The 23,216-nt window shown below is 64.4% G+C and carries 19 protein-coding genes and 4 tRNA genes; 7 read left to right on the top strand and 16 right to left on the bottom strand.

Annotated features, from left to right (window positions below; genetic code table 11):
• Positions 1-23 precede the first annotated feature (23 nt).
• Positions 24-569, top strand: coding sequence for a cytochrome b (locus GYA94_RS22180; protein ID WP_009683752.1), 546 nt, complete (start codon positions 24-26; stop codon positions 567-569).
• Here the strand turns inward: GYA94_RS22180 and GYA94_RS22175 are convergent.
• Together GYA94_RS22175 and GYA94_RS22170 are read right to left on the bottom strand one after the other, a co-directional pair.
• Positions 560-1,453 (bottom strand): 1-aminocyclopropane-1-carboxylate deaminase/D-cysteine desulfhydrase, encoded by an 894-nt coding sequence (locus tag GYA94_RS22175; protein ID WP_110679553.1) that lies wholly within the window; start codon positions 1,451-1,453, stop codon positions 560-562. The genes GYA94_RS22180 and GYA94_RS22175 overlap by 10 nt on opposite strands.
• Before the next feature lie 58 nt (positions 1,454-1,511).
• Positions 1,512-3,548 (bottom strand): NADPH-dependent 2,4-dienoyl-CoA reductase, encoded by a 2,037-nt coding sequence (locus GYA94_RS22170; protein WP_161893114.1) that lies wholly within the window; start codon positions 3,546-3,548, stop codon positions 1,512-1,514.
• Positions 3,549-3,742: 194 nt separating this feature from the next.
• On the opposite strand from GYA94_RS22170, the gene GYA94_RS22165 reads away from it, so the two are divergent.
• A complete protein-coding gene (locus GYA94_RS22165; protein ID WP_161893113.1) occupies positions 3,743-4,861 on the top strand; it encodes a carbon-nitrogen hydrolase family protein in 1,119 nt (372 codons plus the stop codon).
• 4 nt (positions 4,862-4,865) lie between these two features.
• Positions 4,866-5,951 (top strand): AraC family transcriptional regulator, encoded by a 1,086-nt coding sequence (locus tag GYA94_RS22160; RefSeq protein ID WP_161893112.1) that lies wholly within the window; start codon positions 4,866-4,868, stop codon positions 5,949-5,951.
• A gap of 211 nt (positions 5,952-6,162) precedes the next feature.
• Here the strand turns inward: GYA94_RS22160 and GYA94_RS22155 are convergent, their stop codons facing one another.
• Entirely contained in the window at positions 6,163-6,555 is a 393-nt protein-coding gene (locus tag GYA94_RS22155; protein ID WP_161893111.1) for a MerR family transcriptional regulator, read from the bottom strand.
• Positions 6,556-6,629: 74 nt separating this feature from the next.
• Here GYA94_RS22155 and GYA94_RS22150 point away from each other — a divergent pair, with 74 nt between their 5' ends.
• The gene (locus tag GYA94_RS22150) at positions 6,630-7,730 is read left to right on the top strand and encodes an SDR family oxidoreductase (RefSeq protein ID WP_161893110.1); all 1,101 of its coding nucleotides are present in this window, start codon (positions 6,630-6,632) and stop codon (positions 7,728-7,730) included.
• A 66-nt stretch (positions 7,731-7,796) separates the two neighbouring features.
• On the opposite strand, the gene GYA94_RS22145 is transcribed toward GYA94_RS22150, so the two are convergent.
• The 4 genes from GYA94_RS22145 to GYA94_RS22130 all read right to left on the bottom strand — a co-directional run bounded on the left by GYA94_RS22145 (position 7,797) and on the right by GYA94_RS22130 (position 13,002).
• The gene (locus tag GYA94_RS22145) at positions 7,797-9,050 is read right to left on the bottom strand and encodes an OprD family porin (RefSeq protein WP_161893109.1); all 1,254 of its coding nucleotides are present in this window, start codon (positions 9,048-9,050) and stop codon (positions 7,797-7,799) included.
• A gap of 59 nt (positions 9,051-9,109) precedes the next feature.
• Positions 9,110-10,414: a CitMHS family transporter gene (locus GYA94_RS22140; RefSeq protein WP_161893108.1), complete on the bottom strand. Its 1,305-nt coding sequence runs from the start codon at positions 10,412-10,414 to the stop codon at positions 9,110-9,112.
• A gap of 122 nt (positions 10,415-10,536) precedes the next feature.
• Positions 10,537-11,850 (bottom strand): C4-dicarboxylate transporter DctA, encoded by a 1,314-nt coding sequence (dctA, locus tag GYA94_RS22135; RefSeq protein WP_054912565.1) that lies wholly within the window; start codon positions 11,848-11,850, stop codon positions 10,537-10,539.
• 72 nt (positions 11,851-11,922) lie between these two features.
• Entirely contained in the window at positions 11,923-13,002 is a 1,080-nt protein-coding gene (locus GYA94_RS22130) for a 4-oxalomesaconate tautomerase (RefSeq protein WP_161893107.1), read from the bottom strand.
• Between the two features lie 147 nt (positions 13,003-13,149).
• On the opposite strand from GYA94_RS22130, the gene GYA94_RS22125 reads away from it, so the two are divergent.
• Positions 13,150-14,043 (top strand): LysR family transcriptional regulator, encoded by an 894-nt coding sequence (locus GYA94_RS22125; protein ID WP_161893106.1) that lies wholly within the window; start codon positions 13,150-13,152, stop codon positions 14,041-14,043.
• Between the two features lie 59 nt (positions 14,044-14,102).
• Here the strand turns inward: GYA94_RS22125 and tcuB are convergent, their stop codons facing one another.
• From tcuB to GYA94_RS22105, 4 genes are all read right to left on the bottom strand, one after another.
• Positions 14,103-15,284 (bottom strand): tricarballylate utilization 4Fe-4S protein TcuB, encoded by a 1,182-nt coding sequence (gene tcuB / locus GYA94_RS22120; protein ID WP_161893105.1) that lies wholly within the window; start codon positions 15,282-15,284, stop codon positions 14,103-14,105.
• Positions 15,265-16,719, bottom strand: coding sequence for an FAD-dependent tricarballylate dehydrogenase TcuA (tcuA, locus tag GYA94_RS22115; protein ID WP_161893104.1), 1,455 nt, complete (start codon positions 16,717-16,719; stop codon positions 15,265-15,267). Before tcuA ends, tcuB begins: the two co-directional genes overlap by 20 nt.
• 142 nt (positions 16,720-16,861) lie before the next feature.
• On the bottom strand, positions 16,862-17,782 hold the full coding sequence (locus GYA94_RS22110; protein ID WP_054905328.1) for a LysR family transcriptional regulator: 921 nt from the start codon (positions 17,780-17,782) through the stop codon (positions 16,862-16,864).
• A 78-nt stretch (positions 17,783-17,860) separates the two neighbouring features.
• The gene (locus tag GYA94_RS22105; protein WP_161893103.1) at positions 17,861-18,655 is read right to left on the bottom strand and encodes a substrate-binding domain-containing protein; all 795 of its coding nucleotides are present in this window, start codon (positions 18,653-18,655) and stop codon (positions 17,861-17,863) included.
• A gap of 232 nt (positions 18,656-18,887) precedes the next feature.
• Here GYA94_RS22105 and GYA94_RS22100 point away from each other — a divergent pair, with 232 nt between their 5' ends.
• Entirely contained in the window at positions 18,888-20,132 is a 1,245-nt protein-coding gene (locus GYA94_RS22100; protein WP_029886331.1) for an MFS transporter, read from the top strand.
• Positions 20,133-20,139: 7 nt separating this feature from the next.
• Positions 20,140-21,393 (top strand): arsenic transporter, encoded by a 1,254-nt coding sequence (locus GYA94_RS22095; RefSeq protein ID WP_161893102.1) that lies wholly within the window; start codon positions 20,140-20,142, stop codon positions 21,391-21,393.
• 33 nt (positions 21,394-21,426) lie between these two features.
• Here the strand turns inward: GYA94_RS22095 and GYA94_RS22090 are convergent, their stop codons facing one another.
• The 5 genes from GYA94_RS22090 to GYA94_RS22070 form a co-directional block, all read right to left on the bottom strand.
• Positions 21,427-22,290, bottom strand: coding sequence for a DUF2242 domain-containing protein (locus GYA94_RS22090; protein WP_110679542.1), 864 nt, complete (start codon positions 22,288-22,290; stop codon positions 21,427-21,429).
• Positions 22,291-22,490: 200 nt separating this feature from the next.
• Positions 22,491-22,567 (bottom strand) — tRNA-Asp (locus GYA94_RS22085).
• 140 nt (positions 22,568-22,707) lie between these two features.
• Positions 22,708-22,784, bottom strand: a tRNA-Asp gene (locus GYA94_RS22080).
• A 99-nt stretch (positions 22,785-22,883) separates the two neighbouring features.
• Positions 22,884-22,960, bottom strand: a tRNA-Asp gene (locus GYA94_RS22075).
• Positions 22,961-23,026: 66 nt separating this feature from the next.
• Positions 23,027-23,102: transfer RNA gene (locus GYA94_RS22070), tRNA-Val, on the bottom strand.
• Positions 23,103-23,216 lie beyond the last annotated feature (114 nt).

Below are 23,216 nucleotides of genomic sequence, written 5' to 3'. Positions count from 1 at the left end.
AAACCTGATGACGAGGACTGATCATGGTTTCATCCACCCCAGCACCGCATTACGCACGCCTGTCCATTGCCCTGCACTGGCTGATGCTGGTGCTGCTGGCCGCTGTCTACGCCCTTATCGAACTGCGTGGCCTGTTCCCCAAGGACAGCGCCGAGCGCAACCTGATGAAAGATCTGCACTTCATGCTTGGCCTCAGTGTCTTCGTGCTGGTCTGGTTGCGCCTGGCGATGCGCCTGAGCCGGCCTACCCCGCCGATCCTGCCCAAGCCGCCCGCCTGGCAGACCGGCCTTGCCCACCTGATGCACCTGGCACTGTACCTGCTGATGATCGGCATGCCGCTGGCCGGCTGGCTGATACTCAGCGCCGCCGACAAACCGGTACCGTTCTTCGGCCTGGAGCTGCCGCACCTGATCGGCCCGAACCCGGACCAGGCCAAGTTCATCAAGGGCTGGCATGAGCGCGTCGGCAGTTGGGGCTACTGGCTGATCGGCCTGCATGCGCTGGCCGGGCTTTACCACCACTATGTGGTGCGCGACAACACGCTGTTGCGCATGCTGCCCTACAAATAACCACGTCGGCCTTGCAGGCCGCCGGTATGCACGAAGATCATGCGGCTGCCGGGCGCCAACAGCCCGGCGACGACATGATCGCGCAGGGCCAACAGGGCCTTGCCGGTATAGAGCGCTTCCAGCGGCACCCCCGTGTGCTGCTCGCAGTCGGCAATGAAGGCCAGCAGTTCGTCGTCGAACCGGGCAAACCCACCTCGGCAGGCCTCGTGTAGCTGGTAGCCATGTGCGCCCGCCAGTGCTGCCACCCCTTGCGCCACACCGTGGTCTGCAGGTACCGCCAAGGCGCCATGCACGGTACGCGCGCCCGCCTCGGCCATGGCCAGGCCAGCCACGGTAGTGCCTGTTCCGGCAGCCAACCACCAGCCATCGTAGTCCGGCCAGCCCAGGGCCGAGATCTGCGCCTGCGCCTGCTGCACGATCAGCGCGCAGCCCTGCGCGCCAGCCAGCCCACCGCCGCCTTCGGGAATGCACTGCCAGCCCGGATAGCGCGCTTGCCAAGGTTCCCAGAAACCGGGCTGGTGGCGTGCGCGGTAGCCGCCATAACCCAGCCAGTGCAGGTGCATGCCCAGCGCCTGCAGGTCCCGTACGGTGGGCGTGTCCTGGGCATGGCCGCGTAGCAGGCCGGCAGTGGCGAAGCCAAACCGCTTGCCGGCCGCAGCCAGCGCATGCAGGTGGTTGGAGTGGTTGCCACCCAGGCTGATCAGCCCGGGGGCATTGCCAGTGGCGGCCTGCTGCAGGTGGTGGCGGAGCTTGAACCACTTGTTGCCGCTGATCAGCGGATCGATCAGGTCCAGGCGCAGAATGGCAACCTGCACCTGGGCGTGTTGCAACCACGGCAGGTTCAAGCGTTGCAGTGGGGCTTGAGGAAGGTCGAATGCATGCATGGATCGCAGTTTACAGGCAAAGCCCGGGGCAGCGCCTGTGGGCTGCCCCGGGCCGATCTCAGAGCTGCGCCGCCAGCCGCGACCCTTGGTTGATCGCCCGCTTGGCATCCAGTTCTGCCGCCACGTCGGCGCCGCCGATCAGATGCACCGATTGCCCCGCAGCCACCAACCCATCCTGCAGTTCGCGCAGCGGCTCCTGCCCGGCGCAGATCACGACGTTGTCCACGGCCAACAGCTGCGGCTCACCGCCCGCCACGCGAATGTGCAAACCGGCATCGTCTATGCCCAGGTACTCGACACTGTTGAGCATCTGCACGCGCTTGTTCTTCAAGCCGGTGCGGTGGATCCAGCCGGTGGTCTTGCCCAACCCGTCCCCCACCTTCGATGCCTTGCGCTGCAGCAGGAAAACCTGACGCGCCGGCGCATGCGGCTCGGCCTTGATGCCGGCAACGCCGCCGCGTGCCTCAAGCCGGGTATCGATGCCCCACTCCTTCCAGAACGCATCACGGTCCAGGCTGCTGGCCCGCCCTTCCTGCACCAGGTATTCGGATACATCAAAACCGATACCGCCGGCCCCGATCACGGCGACCGCCTTGCCCACCGGCTTGCGCTCGAGCAGTACATCCAGGTAGCTGAGCACCTTGGCATGCTCGACCCCGGGGATGGCCGGGGTGCGCGGGGCAATGCCAGTGGCCAAGATGATCTCGTCATAGCCGCCCTGCACCAGCGCCTGCACATCCACGCGGGTATTGAGGTGCAGGTCGACGCCAGTGCTCTGCAGCTTGTTGCGGAAGTAGCGCAGCGTTTCGAAGAACTCTTCCTTGCCCGGGACGCGCTTGGCGACATTGAACTGGCCGCCAATTTCGCTGGCAGCGTCGAACAGCGTCACGTGATGCCCGCGCTCGGCGGCAACGGTGGCGGCGGCCAGGCCCGCCGGGCCGGCGCCGACCACGGCAATGCGCTTCGGCGCTGGCGCAGGCAGGTAGTTGAGCTCGGTTTCGTGGCAGGCCCGCGGGTTGACCAGGCAACTGGTCAGCTTGCCGCCGAAGGTGTGGTCCAGGCAGGCCTGGTTGCAACCGATGCAGGTATTGATTTCGTCGGCACGACCGGCAGCAGCCTTGTTGACGAAATCCGGGTCGGCCAGGAACGGCCGAGCCATCGAAACCATGTCGGCATCACCTTCGGCCAGCACCGCCTCGGCCACTTCCGGGGTGTTGATGCGGTTGGTGGTAATCAGCGGAATGCTCACCACACCCCGCAGCTTGGCCGTGACCTTGCTGAACGCCGCGCGCGGGACCTTGGTGGCGATGGTCGGGATCCGCGCCTCATGCCAGCCGATCCCGGTGTTGATCAGGGTAGCGCCGGCCTGCTCAATGGCCTTGGCCAACTGCTCGATTTCCGCCCAGTCGCTGCCGCCCTCGACCAGGTCGAGCATCGACAGGCGGAAGATGATGATGAAGTTCGGCCCTACTGCCGCGCGTACCCGGCTGACGATTTCCACCGCCAGGCGCATGCGGTTTTCGTAGCTGCCGCCCCAACGGTCGGTGCGCTGGTTGGTGTGGGCGGCGAGAAACTGGTTGATGAAGTAACCTTCCGAACCCATGATTTCGACGCCGTCGTAACCGGCACGCTGGGCCAGCACTGCGCAATTGACGAAGTCGGCGATCTGCTTCTCGATGCCTTGCTCGTCCAGCTCCTTGGGCTTGAACGGGTTGATCGGCGCCTGTATCGCGCTGGGTGCCACCTGCCGTGGGCTATAGGCATAGCGCCCGGCATGCAGGATTTGCAGGCAGATCTTGCCACCGGCGGCGTGCACCGCCTCGGTGACGATGCGGTGCTGGTCGGCCTCCGCCTCGGTGCTGATTTTGGCCGCGCCGGAATACACCCCGCCTTCATCATTGGGCGCAATACCGCCCGTGACCATCAGGCCGACGCCGCCCCGGGCACGCTCGGCAAAGTAGGCCGCCATGCGCTCGAAACCCCCGGGGCGCTCCTCGAGGCCGGTGTGCATCGAGCCCATCAGGGTGCGGTTGCGCAAGGTGGTGAAGCCAAGGTCCAGCGGGGCAAGCAGGTGCGGGTAACGTTCGGCGGCCATGGAAAGGTCCCCAGGTGGCGTGATTCACGGTATGCGGGCGCCTCACCGAATGGCGGGCCTCCGTCGTTTGTCTGTCAGCGACATTAAACAGCCGTTTGAATTGGCTCAATGATCGAAACTGACAAGTTATTGATCCTGGCAAACAGGGCGCTTACCCTAGAGAGCCTTCGTCAGCCAATGTGCCGTCCTGTTTCATGCGAAAACTTCTGGCAAGCGCCCTGGCGCTGGTAATGATCGCCGCGCTCTGCGGCTACGGTTTCTGGAGCCAGCAGCGCCCGGAAGGCCACTACCTGTCCGACCTGCGCATCGAACTGGCGTTGAACCATGGCGTGCCGGGCGACCGCGGCAACCTGCTGGGTATCGAGCCGTTGCTGTTCCCCAGCGACTACCAGAACCTGCAACGCCTGCACCGCAAGCTGGCCGCCTACCTTGAGCAGGCGCGCGCCAAGGGCCTGGTCGGCCCGCGCACCGTGGTCGTGCTGCCGGAACACATCGGTACCTGGCTGTGGGCACGCGGCGAAAAGAACGAGCTGTACCAGGTCACTCAGAGCCGCGAGGCCCAGCAATGGCTGGAACTGAGCAACCCGCTGCGCTACGCGCTGGCCATGGTAGCGGCCGAGGGCGACGACCGGCGTGCCGACGCCCACCTGCGCATGAAGGCCGAGCAGATGGCTGCCGACTATCAACAGCTGTTCGGTGGCCTGGCCAAGGAGTTTGGCGTGACCCTGGTGGCCGGCTCCATCGTGCTGCCGGCCCCCTATGTGCAACAAGGCGTGCTGCATGCCGGGCGTGGCGCACTGTTCAACAGCAGCGTGGTGTTCGCCGGTGACGGTTCCCTGCTCGGCCAACCGCAACGCCAGCAATACCCCGACAGTGACCTGCGCCGTTATGTGCAGGAGGGCCGCGATTATCCGCTGCAGGTCGTGCAAACCCCCGCCGGGCGCCTGGGCGTGCTGGTGGGCAGTGACAGCTGGTACCCGCAGAACCATCAGCAACTGGCCAGCCAGGGCGTGCAGTTGGTGGCCAACCCGGTGTTTCTCAGCGGCAAAGGCAGCTGGCAAGCCCCCTGGCGTGGCAACCGCCACCAGGCGGCCAGTGCCGGGCTGGCCGTGCAGCGCGGCCAGGTCAGTGAGCAAACGGCCTGGCAACGCCTGACCGAGGCGGCCGGGGCCAGGGTCAGCAGCATGAGCGTGTTCATGCGGGGGCAGTTCTGGGAACACGGCAGTGACGGCCAAGGCTTCGCCCGCCAGGCGGGTGAGTTGCTGGCAGGCACGCCGAGCCCTGGCGCCCGCCTGCTGAACCTGTGGTTGTAAGGCCATGGCCCGCCCCCGCGTGCGCCTGGGCGAGCTGTCGGTCGGCTTTGTTCAGCCGCTGATCGAAGCCCTGCGCGAACTGGGCCACGCCCCCGAACCGCTGCTGCGCCGCTATGGGCTGGAGGCACCGCGCCTGAGCGAAGCCAATGCGCGCCTTTCGATCCCGCGCTACATGCACCTGGGCCATGCGGCCATCGAACAATGTGGCGAAGCCGCGCTGGGCTTGCACATGGGCCGCCTGAGCCGGCTGGCCCAGGCGGGCCTGGCGGGGGTCACTGCAGCCCAGGCGCCTACCGTGGGGGAAGCCGCGCGCACCTTGCTGCGCTTCGAACCGCTGTACGCCGCCAACTACCGCGGCCAGTCCAGCTTTCATGAAGACGCCGAAGGTGCCTGGCTGCGTTTCTACTCCATCAGCCCCTACAACGCCTACAACCGCTTTGTGGTGGACTCGGTGCTGGCAGGCTGGCTGGCTCAACTGGCCGACCTGGCGGGTGTTGCGCTGCAGGCCGAGCGCCTCGAAATCGAATTTGCCGCCCCCGCCTACGCCGCGCAGTATCAGGCGCTGTGCAGCACCCCGGTGCAGTTCGCTGCCGACGGTAATCAATTGCGCCTGAGCCGCGCCACCTTGCAGTTGGTCAACCCCAGGCACTGCCCCAGCACCTGGCAGCACCTGCTGCAGTTGTGTGAAGCAGACATGCTGCAGCGCACGCGGGTGCGCAGCCTGGGTGAGCGCATCACCCACCTGCTTGGCCCATTGCTCAACGGTGGCCGCGAACCGGACCTGGTCGAGGTAGCCCTGCACTTGCAGTTGCCCACCTGGACACTGCGGCGCAAGCTGGCCGAAGAAGGCACGCGGTTTCGTGACCTGCTCAATGAAACACGACGCGACCTGGCCGAGACCTACATCCGTGATACGGAACTGGCGTTCGGCGAGATTGCTTATTTATTGGGGTTCGCTTCGGCCGAGGCCTTCCAGCGCGCGTTCAAGCGCTGGACGGGCCTTACGCCGGGAGAGTTTCGCCGCAGCCAGCGGCGGGCAGGTCAAAGCTCGGTGGCGTCGTCGGCCGGTTCCGGGGTGTCCAGCTCGTAGGCTTGGGATTCGAGTAGTTCTTCCTGGTATTCATCCATGGTCCTGCTCCCTCTTTACTCATTTCATCTTCGTAGTTATCGCCGTCATGCTAAGCCAGTGGCATGACGCAATGATGACAAGCTTATGATCGGGCAACGCGGCCATCGTTCCGGTGAAGACGCGATGCAACGCTGCTCGAGTACCACAAAATCCTTTTTAGGAGGACTGGCGTTCAGGCGCCAGCGGAAATGTTTTCAGGAATTGTCAGCCCAGTCGCAATAGCACTGGCGACGAGCTTGGCACGCTCGCTATCAAGCACCTCATACGCGGCCTGCAGCGTCTGAATCTTGGCCTGGATTTCAGCCATTTTGCCAGTGACCAGCAGTGCACCCTGCACGCAATCGAGGGTATTGCCGCGCCTGGCAGCCAGTATCTCCCCTATTTCGGCAAGCGTGAAACCGCCCCGCTGGGCAGTTTGCACGAAGTTCAGGTCAGCGACGGCCTGCTCGCTGTAGCTGCGATAATTGTTGGCTTGCCGCTGGGCCACGATCAGCCCGAGCTGCTCGTAATAGCGCAACGCATGGCGGCCGACGCCGCTGCGGCGCTCCAGCTCCCCGATGTTCATGGCACAAAACCCCTTGACCTTAGAGTGCGCTATACACCCTAACCTGCGCCCATCTTGCAGACAAGGAAACTGACATGAGCGTGGAATGCTTCGTTACCGGCGGCAGTGGTTTTATCGGCCAGCATCTACTGGCGCGGCTCACCGCCACCGGGCACACCGTGCGGGTGCTGATGCGCCACCCGGAAAACCTCGCCCGGCTCCGTGAACAGGTAGGCCGCCTGGGGGGCAAGCCTGCAGGCGTACAGGCAGTTGCCGGCGATATCGGCACAGAAGGCCTTGGGCTCAGCGAAGCCGACCGCCAACGCGTGTCGGCTGCCGCAGTGGTGTTCCACCTCGCGGCGCACTTCACCTGGGGGCTTTCCCTGGAACATGCCCGTGCCGTGAATGTGCAAGGTGCGCTGCGGGTCGCGCAGCTGGCGGCTAGCCAGGGCACCCGCCTGCTGATGGTGGGCGGCTACATGCTGCAGAATTTCAGCCACCTGGCCAGCATCGGAGTGGATCACGAGCACCCGGAACATACCGACTGGCCCGCGGTTTACCGCCGCGCAGGCGGTTATGAGGCGAGCAAGCTGGAAGCGCATTACGCTGTCATCCGCTACATGCAGGGTGCGGGCGCAGCGTACTCGATCGTTCACCCTGCCACGGTCTGCGGCGACAGTGTGCGCGGGCACATCCTCGACGGCCAGCCGTTGGCAGCGCTGATTAGCGGCCTGGCGTTGGGCCGGTTCAAGGCCATTCCGGGCTCGCCCAACCATTGGCTGCCACTGGTCAGCGTCGACTACCTGGTTACCCTGATGGCCTGCGTGGCATTCGACCCTTCAATGGCCAGCCGCCAGGTGCTTGCACTCGACCCGCACACCCCTAACCTGCAAGGCTTGCTGGAGGACATCGCCGCCACCCTGCAGGTAAAAGCCCCGCGCCACCATGTGCCGATAGGCGTGCTGAAGTGCTTGTTGGCAATTCCCGGGTTAGCGACGCGCCTGGCAATCAGCCCCGAGTCGCTGAACTTCATCCAGCCGCAGCGCTTCGACCTGAGTTTCAGCGAGCAACTGGAACGCAGGTATCAGCTCACTCACCCGGACATCAAACACACATTGGCAAAAACCGTGCGCCACGTCGAACGCAACCTGGGCCACGGCAGCATGCCTGGGGCAAACATACCGACCAACACCTGAACCCACATGGCCGCCCGCAAGCGCCTGCACGTCGCTCCGGCGCGGCCGGCCACTCAGGCTCAGCCCTTACCAGAGGGCGATGTCATAGGTCAGGTAGATGCGGTTGCTGTCACGCCCGCGGGAGAAGTCGGAGCGGTACACGTAGTTGCGCAGCTTCACCCCAAGGCCCTTGACCGGCCCGGATTGCACCACGTAGGCAAGCTCCATGTCGCGCTCCCACTCGCTCAGCCCGGCGTCAGCCGAGCGCCCGTTATCCCCGCTGAGGTAGCGGGTCATGAAGGTCAGCCCTGGGATGCCCGCGGCGGCGAAGTTGTAGGCATAGCTGGCCATCCAGGTTTTCTCTTCTTCCTCGATGAACTTGCCGATACCCACGTTACTGAACGAGTACACCGTGGCGCCGGTGATGTAGGGCAGCCCGGCCTTGCCGTCGAGCACTTGGTAGCCACCCCCGAACGTGTGCCCGGAGTGGGTGTACGACAGTTGCCCGCTGAACATGTCATTGTCGATTTCGCCGCCCTGGGCAGCGCCGCTGTCGCGGCTGTTGAAATAGCGCAAGTCGGTGGTGAGCACGCCGCCGGCCAAGGGCAGGTCGTAGATCAGGCCGGCAAAGTCCTGGCGGTAGAAGTGTTCCAGCTGGCCGTGGAAATAGCTCAACTTCAACTGCTTGTTGACGGCGTAATCGGCGCCGGCAAAGTTGAAATCGCCAGACTCGTCACCGCTGTAGCCGTCCATGTACAGGCCAGTGCTGTCAGAGGAATCGCGCAGCTTGAAGCGGTTCAGGTGCCCGGCAGTCAGGGTCAGGTTGTCGATGTCGGTGCTGGTCAGCTGGGTGCCCTGGTAGGTTTGCGGCAACAAGCGTGCATCGTTGTAGATCAGCACCGGGGTTTTCGGCAGCAAGGTGCCATGCTTGACCACGGTCTGCCCCAGGCGCGCCTTGGCCGTCACGCCGGCACTGGCAAACTCGTCAGCGGCGCGGCCATCGTCATGCGTCGGCAGCAAACCGGTACCGCTGCGGCCGCGGCCCGAATCGAGCCGCACGCCGAGCAGCCCCATGGCGTCGAGCCCCAGCCCCAGGGGGCCCTGGGTGAAGCCGGACTGATAGTCGAGCAGGAAGCCCTGCGCCCATTCCACCCGCTCGCTCTTGGCGGTGGTGGCGGCGCGCGGGCTCATGCCCTGCTCGTCGCGGAAGTTTTCGTTGAAGTACACATTGCGCAGTTGCAGCTTCAGCTTGCTATCGTCGACGAAACCGGCGGCGCCGGCCACAGGCAGCCAGCCGCACAGCAGGCCACAGGTGGCCCCACGGAAAACAGCTCGGGACATGATTGATACTCTATTGTTGTTTTTGGGTGAGCGGGGCGCCGGTCGGCGCCCGAAGCAGTTCAGACGAAGAAGGACAAGGCACCGGTGGCCAGCGCCAGCGCAGTGATCACCAACGATGTGAGCACCGCCCATTTCACCGTGGCTTTCTGGAAATCACCGATGTCGCGGTCGACCATCCCCACCAACAGCAGGGTCGAGGCCACCAGTGGGCTCATCAGGTGCACCGGCTGGCCCAGCACCGAGGCGCGGGCGATTTCAATCGGGTCGATGCCATAAGCGGTCGCGGCATTGGCCAGGATCGGTACCACGCCAAAGTAGTAGGCGTCGTTCGACAGCACGAAGGTCAATGGCATGCTGGTCAGGGCCACCACCAGTGGGAACCAGTGGCTCCAGGCGGCAGGAATCCAGTCGACCAGGGTCTGCGCCAGGGCGTCGACCATCTTGGTGCCCGAGAAGATACCGGCGAAGATGCCCGCGGCAAATACCAGCAATACCACGGTCATGGCATTGCCCGAATGGGCGAGGATGCGTTCTTTCTGCAAGTCCAGTTGCGGGTAGTTGATCATCAGCGCGGCGACGAAGCCGATCATGAAGAGGATCGCCGCGTGCATTACCCCGAAGACCAACGCGGTCATCACGGCGATCACCAGGGCCAGGTTTACATAGGCCAGGCGTGGGCGCTTGTAGGGAGCGTCGCCAAGGATTTCCTTGATGTAGCAATTGCCACCACCCGACTCCAGGGCGATGTTCCCGATGCGGCGACGCTCGGCACGGCCCAGCAGGAAGGCGGTGAATACCACCCAGGCAGCGCCACCGATCACGGTCGGCAACATCGGGATGAAGTATTCGGTGGCGTCCAGGCCCAACGCGGCGATGGCCCGGGTAGCCGGCCCGCCCCAGGGGCTCATGCCACTCATGATGCTCAGCGACAGCATCGACACCGTGGCAAGGATCATCGGGTTCATGCCGATGCGCTTGTACAACGGCAGCATGGCCGCGCAGGTGATCATGTACGTGGTGGTGCCGTCACCGTCCAGCGCTACCACCAGCGACAACAGCGCGGTGCCGATGGCGATCTTGACCGGGTCGCCATTGACGCGCTTGAGGATCTTGCGGATCAGCGGGTCGAACAGGCCGGCATCGATCATCAGGCCGAAGAACAGGATGGCGAACAACAGCAGTGCGGCTGACGGTGCCACCATTTTCAAGCCATCGAGCATCATCTTGCCCAGTTCGGGGGCAAAGCCACCGATCACTGCGAAGACGATCGGTACGACGGTGAGCGCCACGATGGGTGACAGGCGTTTACTCATGATCAGGTAGGTGAAGGTCACCACCATGATCAGGCCCAGGAGTGCGAGCATGGTTTTTTCTCTTGTTTTTATTGTGTTGCGGCCGCCAGCAGGGCAGACGGCCCCCTACCCCACCCGCACCGTCAGGGTGCTGGGTGGGATTTCAAGTCAGCGAGGACAGATGGAAAAGGTATTCAGCCGTGGTGCCGAGGCTCTGCAGCCCAGTCGGCCTGCGCCGTGTCGGTTTCGTCTGCAGCGGCCGGGATCCCGTTCAGGCGGCGCAGCAGCGTTTTCCGGTCACAGGCATTCTCCGACAAGGAGATGACCACGGTCGCGACGGCGTTGCTGGCCAGGCTGGTCAGGGCGCGCGCTTCGGACATGAAGCGGTCGATACCGATCAGCAAGGCAAGCCCGGCCAGCGGGATGTCGTGAATCACGGTGAGGGTCGAGGCCAGGGCCACGAAACCACTGCCGGTCACGCCTGCTGCCCCTTTAGACGACAGCAGCATGATCGCCAGCATGGTCACCGTCTGGCCAAGGGTCAGGTCGATGTTGCAGGCCTGGGCGATGAACACCGCGGCCAGCGACAGGTAGATGGCCGTGCCGTCGAGGTTGAAGGAATAGCCGGTAGGCAGCACCAGCCCGACCACGCCCTTCTTGCAGCCCAGTTTCTCCAGCTTCTCCAGCATGCGCGGCAGCACCGGCTCGGTGGAGGACGTGCCGAGCACCACCAGGAACTCCTCGCGGAAGTAGCGCAGCAGCTTCCACAGGCTGAAGCCATAGGCACGGCAGATGCCGCCGAGCACCACCAGCACGAAGAACGCACAGGCGATGTACAGCGTACCGACCAGCTTGGCCAAGGCACCCAGCGAGGTCACGCCGTACTGGCCGACCGTGAACGCCAGTGCACCGAAGGCGCCGATGGGGGCGAAGCGCATCAGGTAGCCGAAGATGCGGAACACCATGGTCGAGGCCGATTCCAGCACATTCAGTACCGGCTTGCCCTTCTCGCCCATGGACGACAGGGCAAAACCGCTGAGCACGGCGATGAACAGCACCGGCAGCACCTCACCCTTGTTGAACGCACCGATGAAGGTGTCCGGGATGATGTGCATGAAGAAGTCGACCACGCTGAGCTTGGCCGCCGACGCAGCGTACTGGCTCAGCCCGGCAGTGCTGAGGGTCGCAGGGTCGATGTTCATGCCGACGCCCGGGCGGAACAGGTACACCGCCGCCAGGCCGATCATCAGGCTGACCAGGGTCAGGCCCAGGAACAACAGCAACGTCTTGCTCATCAAGCGCCCCAGGGAGCGCTTGTCGGTCATGCCGGCGATACCGGTGACGATGGTGCAGAACACCACCGGGGCAATCATCATCTTGATCAGCTTGATGAAAGCATCACCCAGCGGCTTGAGCGCAACGGCCTGTTGCGCCCAGAAGTGGCCGACCACTACGCCCAGCAGGACGGCGCAGAGGATCTGAAAGTACAGCGATTTGGCGAGTCTCATGAGGCATCACCCATTGTTGAAATTGTGCGGATGCGCTTGTTGCAAATGTTTGGAGCTGAACGGCTGCCAGAGTTACCCGGCCAATCTGCGGAATGTAGGGGCGTAAACGAAACCTGAGAACAACCGTCGGGCAGTCCGCACCACCGAGGCCTGGATGGTCTTGCCATCGGCGCCGGTGCGCGACAATGCCACATCGATGCCACCGCTGGGGTGTTCCAGGCGCACTTCGGTCAATTGCTCGGCGCCCTCGCCCAGCAGTTCACCGATCACGGTGCCAGGGCTGACACAGGCAGTGGCCAACCCGATCGAACCTGTAATGGCCAGCGCGCGGTGGCAGCTGTGCGGCATGAAGTAGCGAACCTGCAGGGTGCCGTCATAGCGCGGCTTGGAAACCAACACCGGCTTGGGGATGACCATCCCGCTGACATCGCCCAGGCCCATGGCCTTGCCGGCCTTCAGGCGCAGCGCTTCCAGGCGCTTGAGCAGGCCTTCGTTGGCATCGAGTTCGGCAGGCGTTTCCGAACCGGTGACACCGAGCTGGCTGGCCTCGACCACCATCATCGGCATGGCCATGTCGATGCAGGTGACCGGTACGCCGTCGATCACGTCGGTGGCCTGGCCGGTCGGGAACAGCTTGCCGGTCTTGCTGCCAACCGCATCGAGGAACGTCAGCTGCACCGGGGCGGCAGTGCCCGGAACGCCATCGATCGCCGTGCGGCCTTCGTACCGCACGATCCCGCCGGGGGTTTCCACCAGCGAGTTGACGAACGTTCCGGTGTTGAGGTTGCGGATGCGCACCAGGGTCTTGCCTTCCTGGCCCTTGACCAACCCTTGCTCGATGGCGAACGGGCCAACGGCGCACAGCATGTTGCCGCAGTTAGGGGCGGTGTCGACCCTGCGCTGCGCGACCATGACCTGCACGAACAGGTAATCTACGTCAGCGTCGGCATGCAGCGAAGGGCTTACAATCGCCACCTTGCTGGTCTGCGGGCTACCGCCACCGATCCCGTCGATCTCCAGTTCATGCCCGGAGCCCATCAGGTTGATCAGTAATTCGTCGCGCTCGACCACGTTGGCAGGCAGGTCCCAGGCGTGGAAAAACGGCCCCTTGGAGGTGCCACCGCGCATGAGTACGCAAGGAATTCGTTGCATGATTTCGCACTCTTGTTGATCAATGGACATCATTGATGTTGTGGACACAAGATTGACAGGGATGGATAAATCAATCCAATGCAAATATCGTAGCTATTATTCCGATCCAGGCATCAATTAGACACCGGGGCCAGAGAGCGATTCGAGATGGAATATGAACTCCAAGACATCCGATCTTTCGTGAAAATCGCCGAACTCGGCAGTTTCCACGAGGCTGCGGAAGCGCTGCACTTGTCCCAGCCGGCGCTCAGCCGGCGGATCAAGAAGCTGGAAGAAGGGTTGGGCACGCCCCTGCTTGAGCGCACCACCCGTCGCGTCAGCCTGACCAGTGTCGGGCGCGACTTCCTGCCCAAGGCCAGGCGCCTGCTGGATGACTTCGAAGACTCGATCCTGAGCATTCGCGAGCTGGCCGAGCGCCAGACCGGCCAGGTGACCCTGGCCTGCATCCCCACCGCCGCGTTCTATTTCCTGCCGTCGGTGATTCGCGACTACAACGAGCAATACCCGAAGATCCGTATCCGCCTGCTTGACCTCAGTGCCAACGACGGGCTGGAAGCCGTGCTGCGCGGTGAAGCCGACTTCGGCATCAACATGATGAGCGGCCAGCACCCGGACATCGAGTTCGTCTCGCTGGTACAGGAGCATTTCGTGCTGGCCTGCCGTCGCGACCACAAGCTGGCAAACCGGGATTGCGTGACCTGGACGGAACTGGCCGACTACCGCCTGATTGGCGTGGGCCGGCTGAGCGGCAACCGAATGCTGCTGGACCACGCCCTGTCCGGGCTCAACCTGCGGCCCAAGTGGTTTTATGAAGTGCAGCACCTGTCCACCTCGCTGGGCATGGTCGAAGCCGGGCTGGGCGTGTCGGCCATGCCCAGCCTGGCCATGCCCAACGCCGACCACCCGACGCTGGTCAGCGTGCCGCTGACCGAGCCCGAGGTCACTCGCACCCTGGGCCTGGTCTACCGGCGTGGCGCCTCGCTGTCGCCGGCGGCGGAAAAATTCGTCTCGATCCTGCTGGAGAAATGGCCCAACCGCTGACCGGTCAGCCTGGCGTTGGCCTGGGTGCAGCGAGGGGTACAGGGCGGCAGCACTCATCGTCATTCCCCGCCCAGGCCGAGGGTGTTGGGGCGGCGCTTCTCGATGGCGAACTTGAGCAGGGCGGCCGAGCGGAACAGCCCATGGGCAAACTTGCCATAGGGCAACGTGATGAACAGCGCCATGACCGTACCCAGGTGCAGCGCCAGCACGATCGCCATCGCTGCGGTATCACGCAGGCCCAGCAAGGCAAGGCCACTGGCGCTGACCAGCAGCAGGAGCAGAATGAAGGCACGGTCCATAGGGCGCTGGGCGACGTCGCCCTGCTCCGGGGCCCGGCGCAGGTTCAGCGCCAGCAACCCGAGCGGGCCGACGATCAGGCCGATACCCCCCAGGGTACCCAGCAGCACCGGCGCGCTGAGCAGCGGGTATGGCGCCTGCTGGCCCAGCAGGTAGTGGTAGCCGGTAGCGACCACCGTGGCGGCAAAGCACAGCATGAAGCCGTAGAAGGTCATGTGATGGAACCGCCGGCGCCACAGCGTGTAGCGGTCATCGGCATTGTTGCAGCCCTGGCCATGGCCACCGTCCAGGTACTTCAAGGTCAACACCGCGCTGGTTGCCTCCAGCACGGCGCCTTGGGCGGGTTGCGCCTGGGCGTTTGCAGGCGAGACAGTGCGCCAGAAGCGACGTACCGCCACCCCAAGCGCCAGGCCCGCCGCAGCGAATACCCCACCGAACATCAATGCCAGGGTGTTGTGCGGGAATACCGCGTAGAAGTTGCCGGCCAGCCGCCCAGGCAACAACGTGCCATTGAGCCACAAGGTCAGCAGCAGGAACAGCGATAGGGCCAGCGACAGGGCAACGGCGACGTAGGTGCCGTTGTGCTGATACAGCCGGCCGAAGCGGGCCGGCCAGGCATACTCGGCGTAGGTCTGGCCACGCACCTTGGCCATGGCCTGGGGCACGTTCACAACAAATTCGTGGGGGTCGGCGTACTGGCAGGCATGCAGGCAGGCCCCACAGTTGTGGCACAGGTTGGCCAGGTAGTGGATGTCGGCCTTGCCGAACTCAAGCCGACGGGTCATTGCCGGGAATACGGCACAAAAGCCTTCGCAGTAGCGGCAGGCATTGCAGATACGCATTTGCCGGTCGACTTCCTGCTCTTCCAGGTTCAGCGCAGGTATCAGTTCGAGTGCTGCGGGTTGGGCGACGGGCTGGCGTGCTTCAGGCAGTTGCGCGGTCATGGTCGTTCTCGTGTTCTGGATGGTCGTGGCCGGTTGCGGCAGCGGCGCTGGTGCCGGCGATGCGGCCGAAGGCAGTGCCGATGGACATGCCGACACCTGCCGTGTAGCCCTTGCCCAGCACATTGCCCGCCATCATTTCGCCGGCGACGAACAGGTTGGGGCTGGGGCGACCGGCAAAATGCACGGCCGCCGTTTCATCGGTGCGCAGCCCCAGGTAGGTGAAGGTCACGCCGGGGCGCAGCGGGTAGCCGTAGTAAGGCGGCGTGTCGAGCGGCCGAGCCCAGTGGCTTTTCACCGGTTGCAGGCCTTGGGTGTGGCAGTCGTCCAGGCGGGTGTGATCGAAGCTGCCGACCCGGCAGGCGCGGTTGTAGGCCTGCACCGTCTCGACGAAGGCCGGCACGGGCAAACCGAGCAACGCCGCCAGCCCCTCCAGGGTGTCGGCGCGGGCGCCCGGGAACACTGGCGGCATGAAACGACCTAGGGCTTTCTGGTCAATGATCGAGAAGCCCACCTGCCCTGGCTGCTGAGCCACCAGCCGGCCCCAGATGGCATAGCGCTTGGGCCAGAAATCCTCGCCTTCATCGTAAAAGCGCTGGCCGTCGCGGTTGACCACCACCCCCAGCGACACACAGTCGATACGCGTGCAGATGCCGCCGTCATAAAGCGGCGCCCGGGCGTCGATCGCCACCATGTGCGCTTGCGTGGGGTCGCCGATGGTGTCGGCACCCTGTTCGATCATGCGGCGCAACAGCACCCCTTCGTTGAACCGCGTACCACGAATCAGGAAGTTGTCCGCAGGCCATTCGCCCCGCTCGTTCTGCCCCCAGGCATCGCGCAACCACTGGCGGTTGGACTCGAAGCCACCGGCCGCCAGCACACAACTGCGCGCCTCGATACGTTCGCCCGGCAGGGTGCGCCCCTGACCCTCGCGCGCCGGCACATGGGCCGCAACGAAGCGGCCGTTGTCCAGCTCGATGTCGGCCACAGGCGTGTCGTAGCGTATCTGCACGCCCAGCGCTTCGGCGCTGCGGAAATAGGCATTGACCAGCGCCTTGCCACCCCCCATGAAAAACGCGTTGGTGCGGGCAGTGTGCAGCGCACCGGACAAGGAAGGCTGAAAATGCACGCCATGCCGGCGCATCCAGCCCCGGCAACTGGCAGAGGCACGGATCACCAGGCGCGCGAGCTTTTCGTCGGTCTGGCCCCCGGTGACTTTGAGCAGGTCCTGCCAGAACTCCTCTTCCGGGTATGCCTCGACCAGCACATCCTGCGGGGCGTCATGCATGCAGCGCAGGTTGCGCGTGTGTTGGGAATTGCCACCACGCCAGGCGCGGGGTGCGGCTTCGAGCAGCAGCACGCTGGCTCCGGCCTCGCGCGCCATCAGCGCGGCACAGAGGGCGGCATTACCCCCTCCGATGACTAGCACATCGATCATTTCGCCTCCAGGTCACGAAGCGCCGAATGGTCGGCTGCTCCTCGTGGCCAGGGACTTTAATCAGTGACCGGGCGGGGCGAAACGCGATGACACCGGGGGGGCCTTCAGTTTTTCTAAAGGGTGGGCAAGCGGCGGGCCACCGTCAGAGCAGCCGGGCGCCAGGCCACCGCCCCTGCTCCACCAGCGCCCGCGCCACTTCCTGCAGCACGATCCGGGTCGCCAGTGCAGCCGGTGACAGCTCGTCGTCGGCCAGGCTGACCATCACATTGCGGCGCTGCGCCTGGGCATCATCAATGGCATAGACCCGCAACCCCGCCTGGTGCGCCCGGGCCACCGTGGCGCCCGGCTGCAGGGTGGCGGCATGGCCCGCACAAACGCAATCCATCAGCAGCGACAGGCCATCGACTTCCATGACAATGTTGGCCTCCAGCCCGGCACGCTCGAAGATCGCGCGCAGGGTCGCGCGCAAGCCGTGCTGTGTGCTGGGCATAACCAAGGGCAGCGTGGCGATCTGCTGCAACGTCAGCGATTCACCCCATTCGGGGCGCACCAGCGCGGCGGGGATGAGTGCAAACAGCCGCTCGGTCAGCAGCGGCCTCACATCCAGCCGCGGGCCCGCTTCTGCCTGGAACAACACCGCAAGGTCAAGGTGCCTGGCGTTGAGCTGGTTCACCAGGTAGCCCGACAGCATCTCCACCAGGTGCAGGCGTATGTCGGGGTAGCGTTCACGCATCTTGTCGATCAGCGCCAGGCCCAGCACCGACGCTGTAGTCGGCGCCAGGCCCACGCTGACATAGCCGCTCATGCGGCCGCTTTGCGCGGCCAGCACAGCGTGCTCTGCCTGGCGCAGGGCCAGGCGCGCGTGGTACTCGAAGGCCAGGCCCGCAGCAGTCGGCGACACGCCGGTGCTCGAGCGCGTCAGCAACCGGGTACAGACCTCGCTTTCCAGCTTCGACAATTGCTGGCTCAGTGCCGAAGCACCGACGCCAAGCTCGACCGCAGCCCTGCCAAGGCTGCCGTGCTCCAGGACACTCAGGAAATAGCGAAGTTGACGTAACTCCATACAGCTCTCTTTCAACGATAGGGGGCTATCCTTGCGCATCTTAGCCTGTAGCAGGCCCGATGGCGCCGCCCCCTGCCGCTAACCGCGCGAATGGGGCAGTGGCTTCAGGCCGCTGTCCTCGATCGCTGCGTCGGCTTGTGGCGATGCCAGGTAGTCAAGCAGCGCCTGCGCGGCGGCATGGTGCTGGCTGTTGCTGACCACCGCGCCCGAATACAGGGTCATTTTCTGGGCTTCGGCCGGGATCAGGCCAACGATATCGATGCCCTTGACGGGTTTGAGCTCGCTCAACTGCTGGAAGCCGATTTCGGCCTGGCCGCGAGCGATCACAGCGCCTACCGGCTCGGCAGGAATCATGTGGGCCTTGGCCGCGAAGCCAGCACCCAGGTGCATGCCGGGGAACAGGGTCTTGGACAGGTAGACGCCGCTGGCGCTGTCGGAGTACGCCACCGATTTGCTGTTGAGCAGTACGGCGCGCAAGCCCTGCAAGGTGCTGATATCCGGCTTGGGCTGGCCTTGGCGCACGGCCATGGCGATGAATGATTGGCCCAGGTCGACCCGGCTGCTCTTGTCAGCCTGGCCACCCGCCACCAGCTTGTCCAAGGCAGCACCCACCATCAGCACAACGTCCGCCGGCTCGGCACGGGCAAGCCTGTTGGGAATGGCCTGTGGCGTTTCGCCCATGGAAGGCGCGGCCAGCACCTGCAGCTTGACCCCGAATTCCTTCTCGTAGGCAGGCGCCACCTCCCGGATTGCGCCCATGATGCCACCGGAGCTCAGGACCGTGAGGGTTGGCGGTTCGGCAGGCGCAGCCTGGGCGAGCGAGCAGGTCAATGAAGATGCCAATACAGCAGCACAGGACAACATTCGAAACACTGGAGTTTTCTCCGCAGTAAAAGCACGGCATGCTAGCGAAGCGGGAAGCGCCTGCGGCGTGAAGCAGCCATTAAGAATGTTTCACGCACGGTTTTCGAAGCGCTTTTCTACGCCCAGTTGTCAGTTGAATAACGACCACCGAGCATGGCCCGGGCGAAGCCGTGTGCCTGTCCGTTGCGGCCGGCGCACACCGCAGGTGCGCTCCTCCCATGATCCCTTTCGAGATTGCATCTTGGCCAAACCACGCTCTCCCGCTTCCCCCGACGGCGCCCTCGACTGGCTGAACTTCTTTTTGGCAGATGTGCGCGACGGGCTTGGGCCATACCTGGCCATCTACCTGCTGGCGGTGCATCAATGGCAACCGGCGAGCATCGGCCTGGTAATGAGCCTGGCAGGCATTGCTGCACTGTTGGCGCAAACCCCGGCAGGGGCATTGATCGACCGTACCAAAGCCAAGCGTGCCGTGGTGGTGATCGCTGCGCTGCTGGTGACTGGCAGCTGCCTGCTGTTGCCGTGGATTTCCTCGTTCAGCGGGGTTGCCCTGACCCAGACCATCAGTGCCCTGGCGGGCTCGATCTTTGCGCCAGCGATTGCCGCCATATCCTTGGGCATCAGCGGCCCCAAGGCCTTTACCCGCCGGGTAGGCCGCAACGAAACCTTCAACCATGCCGGCAACGCCTGTTCGGCGCTGCTGGCCGGCGGCCTGGCCTACCTGTTCGGCCCGGTGGTGGTGTTCTACCTGATGGCCGTCTTGACCGTGGCCAGCGTGGTGGCGGTGAGCTGCGTGCCTGCCACGGCCATCGATCACCAACTGGCTCGCGGCCTGGCACATGGCCCTGGCGGTGATGACGCCCCTGCAGGTCTGCGGGTACTGCTGCACAACCGGACCTTGCTGGTATTCGCCGCATGTTGCGCGCTGTTTCACCTGGCCAACGCGGCCATGCTGCCACTGGTCAGCCAGAAGCTCTCGCAGGTCGACCTGCAGCTGGCCACCCCGCTGACCTCCGCCTGCATCGTTGCTGCACAACTGGTGATGGTGCCCATGGCGCTGCTGGTAGGCGCCAAGGCCGAACACTGGGGGCGCAAGCCGTTCCTGCTGATCGGTTTCCTGATACTGCCGCTTCGCGGGGCGCTCTATGTGGTGTCTGACAACCCGTTCTGGCTGGTAGGCGTGCAACTGCTCGATGGCATCGGCGCCGGGATCTTCGGTGCGCTGTTCCCGATTGTGGTCAAGGACCTGACCGAAGGCACCGGCCGATTCAATGTGAGCCTTGGCGCGCTGACCGCGGTGTTCGGGCTGGGCGCCGCGCTCAGCCCTGGCATCGCCGGGCTGGTGGTGCAGGCTGCGGGCTACGATGCGGCGTTCCTGACCCTGGCCGGTATCGCCGGGGTCGCCTTCATCCTGGTAGTGCTGGCGCTGCCAGAAACGCACCCGCGCAGCCTGCCAGCGCCACTGCCCACCCCTGTCGGAAACTGAGCGCCTTATGCCTGTCTGTGAAAGTGCATTGATCATCTGGGCGGTCGCCGCACTGGCGACCTGCGGCGTCATTTTGCGCCCATGGCGCGTTCCGGAGTACGTCTGGGCCATGGGCGGGGCGGTGCTGCTGGTCTGTCTTGGCCTGATGACGCCTCGGCGGGCCCTGGCCGCCGTGGCCGAAGGCGGTGACGTCTACCTGTTTCTGATCGGCATGATGGTACTGGCCGAACTCGCTCGCCAGGAAGGCCTGTTCGACTGGCTGGCACGGTATGCCGTGCAGCATGCGCGGGGTTCCGGGCAACGGCTGTTCGACCTGGTATTCCTGGTGGGCACGCTGGTTACGGTGTTCCTGTCCAACGACGCCACGGCCGTGGTCCTGACCCCGGCAGTCTATGCCGCGTGCAAGGCCGCCAAGGCCGACCCGCTGCCCTACCTTTTCATCTGCGCCTTCATCGCCAACGCCGCGAGTTTCGTCCTGCCTATCTCCAACCCTGCCAACCTGGTGGTATTCGGCAACCATATGCCGCCACTGCTGGACTGGCTACGCCAGTTCAGCCTGCCTTCCCTGGCCGCAATCTGCCTGACCTATGGGGTGCTGCGGGTGACTCAGCGCCGGCAGATCCGCCAACCGCTGGCGCTGAGCGTGAGCGGCGCGCCCCTGACGACTGGCGCCCGCCTGTGTGCAATGGGCATCGTGGTCACCGGCGCGTTGCTGCTGGGCGCCTCGGCACTGGACCGGGCGCTGGGGCTGCCAACATTCTGTGCCGGGGTGGCGACCACGGCACTGATCCACCTGTGGCAGCGACGCAGCCCACTGCCGGTGCTGCGCCACGTGGCCTGGGGCGTGCTGCCCTTGGTGGCAGGCCTGTTCATACTGGTCGAAGCCGTTGCACAGACCGGGCTGATCGAACGCCTCGCCCAGGCACTGGCCAGCCTGTCCGCACAAACACCGGTTACCGCCAGCTGGGTCGGCGGCGTGGGTGTAGCGATCGCCAGCAACCTGATGAACAACCTGCCCACCGGGTTGATCGCCGGGTCCATGGGCTCGCTGGTGGCGCTGCCCCAGCAAACCACTGCAGCCTTGCTGATCGGCGTCGACCTGGGGCCGAACCTGTCGATTACCGGCTCCCTGGCTACCCTGTTGTGGCTGGTGGCGATCCGCCGGGAGGGGGAGCATGTCAGCGCATGGCGTTTTCTGTGCCTGGGTGCGCTGGTGATGCCGCCTGCATTGGCCGCCGCGCTGCTGGCCCTGTGGGTATGACAGGGCTCGCCAGCGGCCAGCACTGCCAAAGCATCAAGGCGTGGCCGTGGCTGCCTCGGCCGGCTGCGCTTCCTGCTGCACCTGAATCGGCGCCGCTTCGGGCGGCGGTGCCAGCGGCTGCGAACCTTGGCTGTCATCCACCACGGGTGCCACTGGCGCCTCCGTGGCTGGGGCAGCCGCTGCTGGCGCGGGCTGCGCTTCGGTGACAGGCGCGGCCTGCGCGGCGGGCGTAGTTTCAGCAGCGGGCGCCGGCGCTGCTGCCGCTGGGGTCGGTGCCAGCGGGTTCGCCGCCGCTTGCTCCGGCAGCCCCAGGGTAACCGCCGGCTTTTCCACTTTTGGCGCTTCGACCTTGGCTTTGCTGACCTTCTTCGGCTTGGGCAGGTAACTTTCCACCAAGGCAAAATAGCGATCGTAGAATTGCGCCGCCGTTACCGTCTCGCTCGCGACCTTGACCATCGAGTCGTCGCTGGAGCCAATCGGCATCGACACCGACCCCAGCACGCCCACGCCCAGGCTGGCCGAGGTGTTGGACTTTTTCAGCGCGTAGCGGTCCTGCAGGGCGTTGGCGAACATGGTCGAGTGCTGGTCGTCACTCGCGTCTGGCGCGCAGGTAACGTTGAAGCTGATCTGCAGGTGGTTTTCGCTGTTCTGCTGGAAGCTCTTGTTGCCCACTACCTGGTTGGCACCGCTGCTGGTGATGATGTAGCCCTGGCTGAGCAAGGCGCGCCGCGCCGCCTCGCAAGAGCCGGCATCGCTTACTGGGAAACTGCGCGAGAACGTACCCGAGTCAGCGAAGTTCTCGTGCTCGTAGACGGCCGCTTTTTTCGAGGAACAACCGCTCACGCCCGCCAGCACCAGGGCCAGCCCGAGCGCACCAAAGACGGAAGATCTGGTCATTGCGTATTCCGGGTATGTCGAGAGGGTGCCTATTGTGCAACACAGCAGGCAAGCACACCAACCACTGGTCGGTGAAGAACCTGTAAGGTTGGTGTAAATGTGGGCCCAGGCCAATAACAGCCAGGTACCAGAACGAAAAAAGCGACCCGAAGGTCGCTTTGACGTTGCCTCGAGGCGTTCATGGGGCCTTGGGGCGAAGATGGCGCAGCGGACGGGACTCGAACCCGCGACCCCCGGCGTGACAGGCCGGTATTCTAACCGACTGAACTACCGCTGCGTATCATTCAGGCTTGCGCCCGATTGAAACTGGGTCTGACCTTGGGGCACGAGGGCCGCGAGGCAGGCACAAAAAAAGCGACTGGATCATCGCTTCTCTCGTGTTTGTTACAAGGCGTTCTAGGGACCTTGAAACGAAGATGGCGCAGCGGACGGGACTCGAACCCGCGACCCCCGGCGTGACAGGCCGGTATTCTAACCGACTGAACTACCGCTGCGTATCGTTCAGGCTTGCGCCCGATTGAAACTGGGATCAGCCCAAGGCGTTGGCCTTGTGGCTTCAGACCGGTGCCAGGCACCCATCTGTTACTGAAAAATGGCGCAGCGGACGGGACTCGAACCCGCGACCCCCGGCGTGACAGGCCGGTATTCTAACCGACTGAACTACCGCTGCGCAGTGCGTTCCTCTCTGGCTCTGGGCTTCTTGCGAAACCTGAAGCGGCAGGAACATCTCAGGAAGTGGTGGGTGATGACGGGATCGAACCGCCGACCCTCTGCTTGTAAGGCAGATGCTCTCCCGGCTGAGCTAATCACCCTCGCGATGTTACTTGTTGCGTTTGCTTCGCTGAGGCCGCGAAATTTACGCAGGTGGCGAAGCTAAGTCAATAGCCCCGTTGGATTTTTTTTGAAGAAGTGGCAAGTGGCAAGTG

The organism is Pseudomonas juntendi, from assembly GCF_009932375.1.
In the GTDB taxonomy this organism is placed as follows: domain Bacteria; phylum Pseudomonadota; class Gammaproteobacteria; order Pseudomonadales; family Pseudomonadaceae; genus Aquipseudomonas; species Aquipseudomonas juntendi.
The sequence above is the reverse complement of the archived record's forward strand: the minus strand, read 5'-3'. Positions and strand labels throughout refer to the sequence as shown.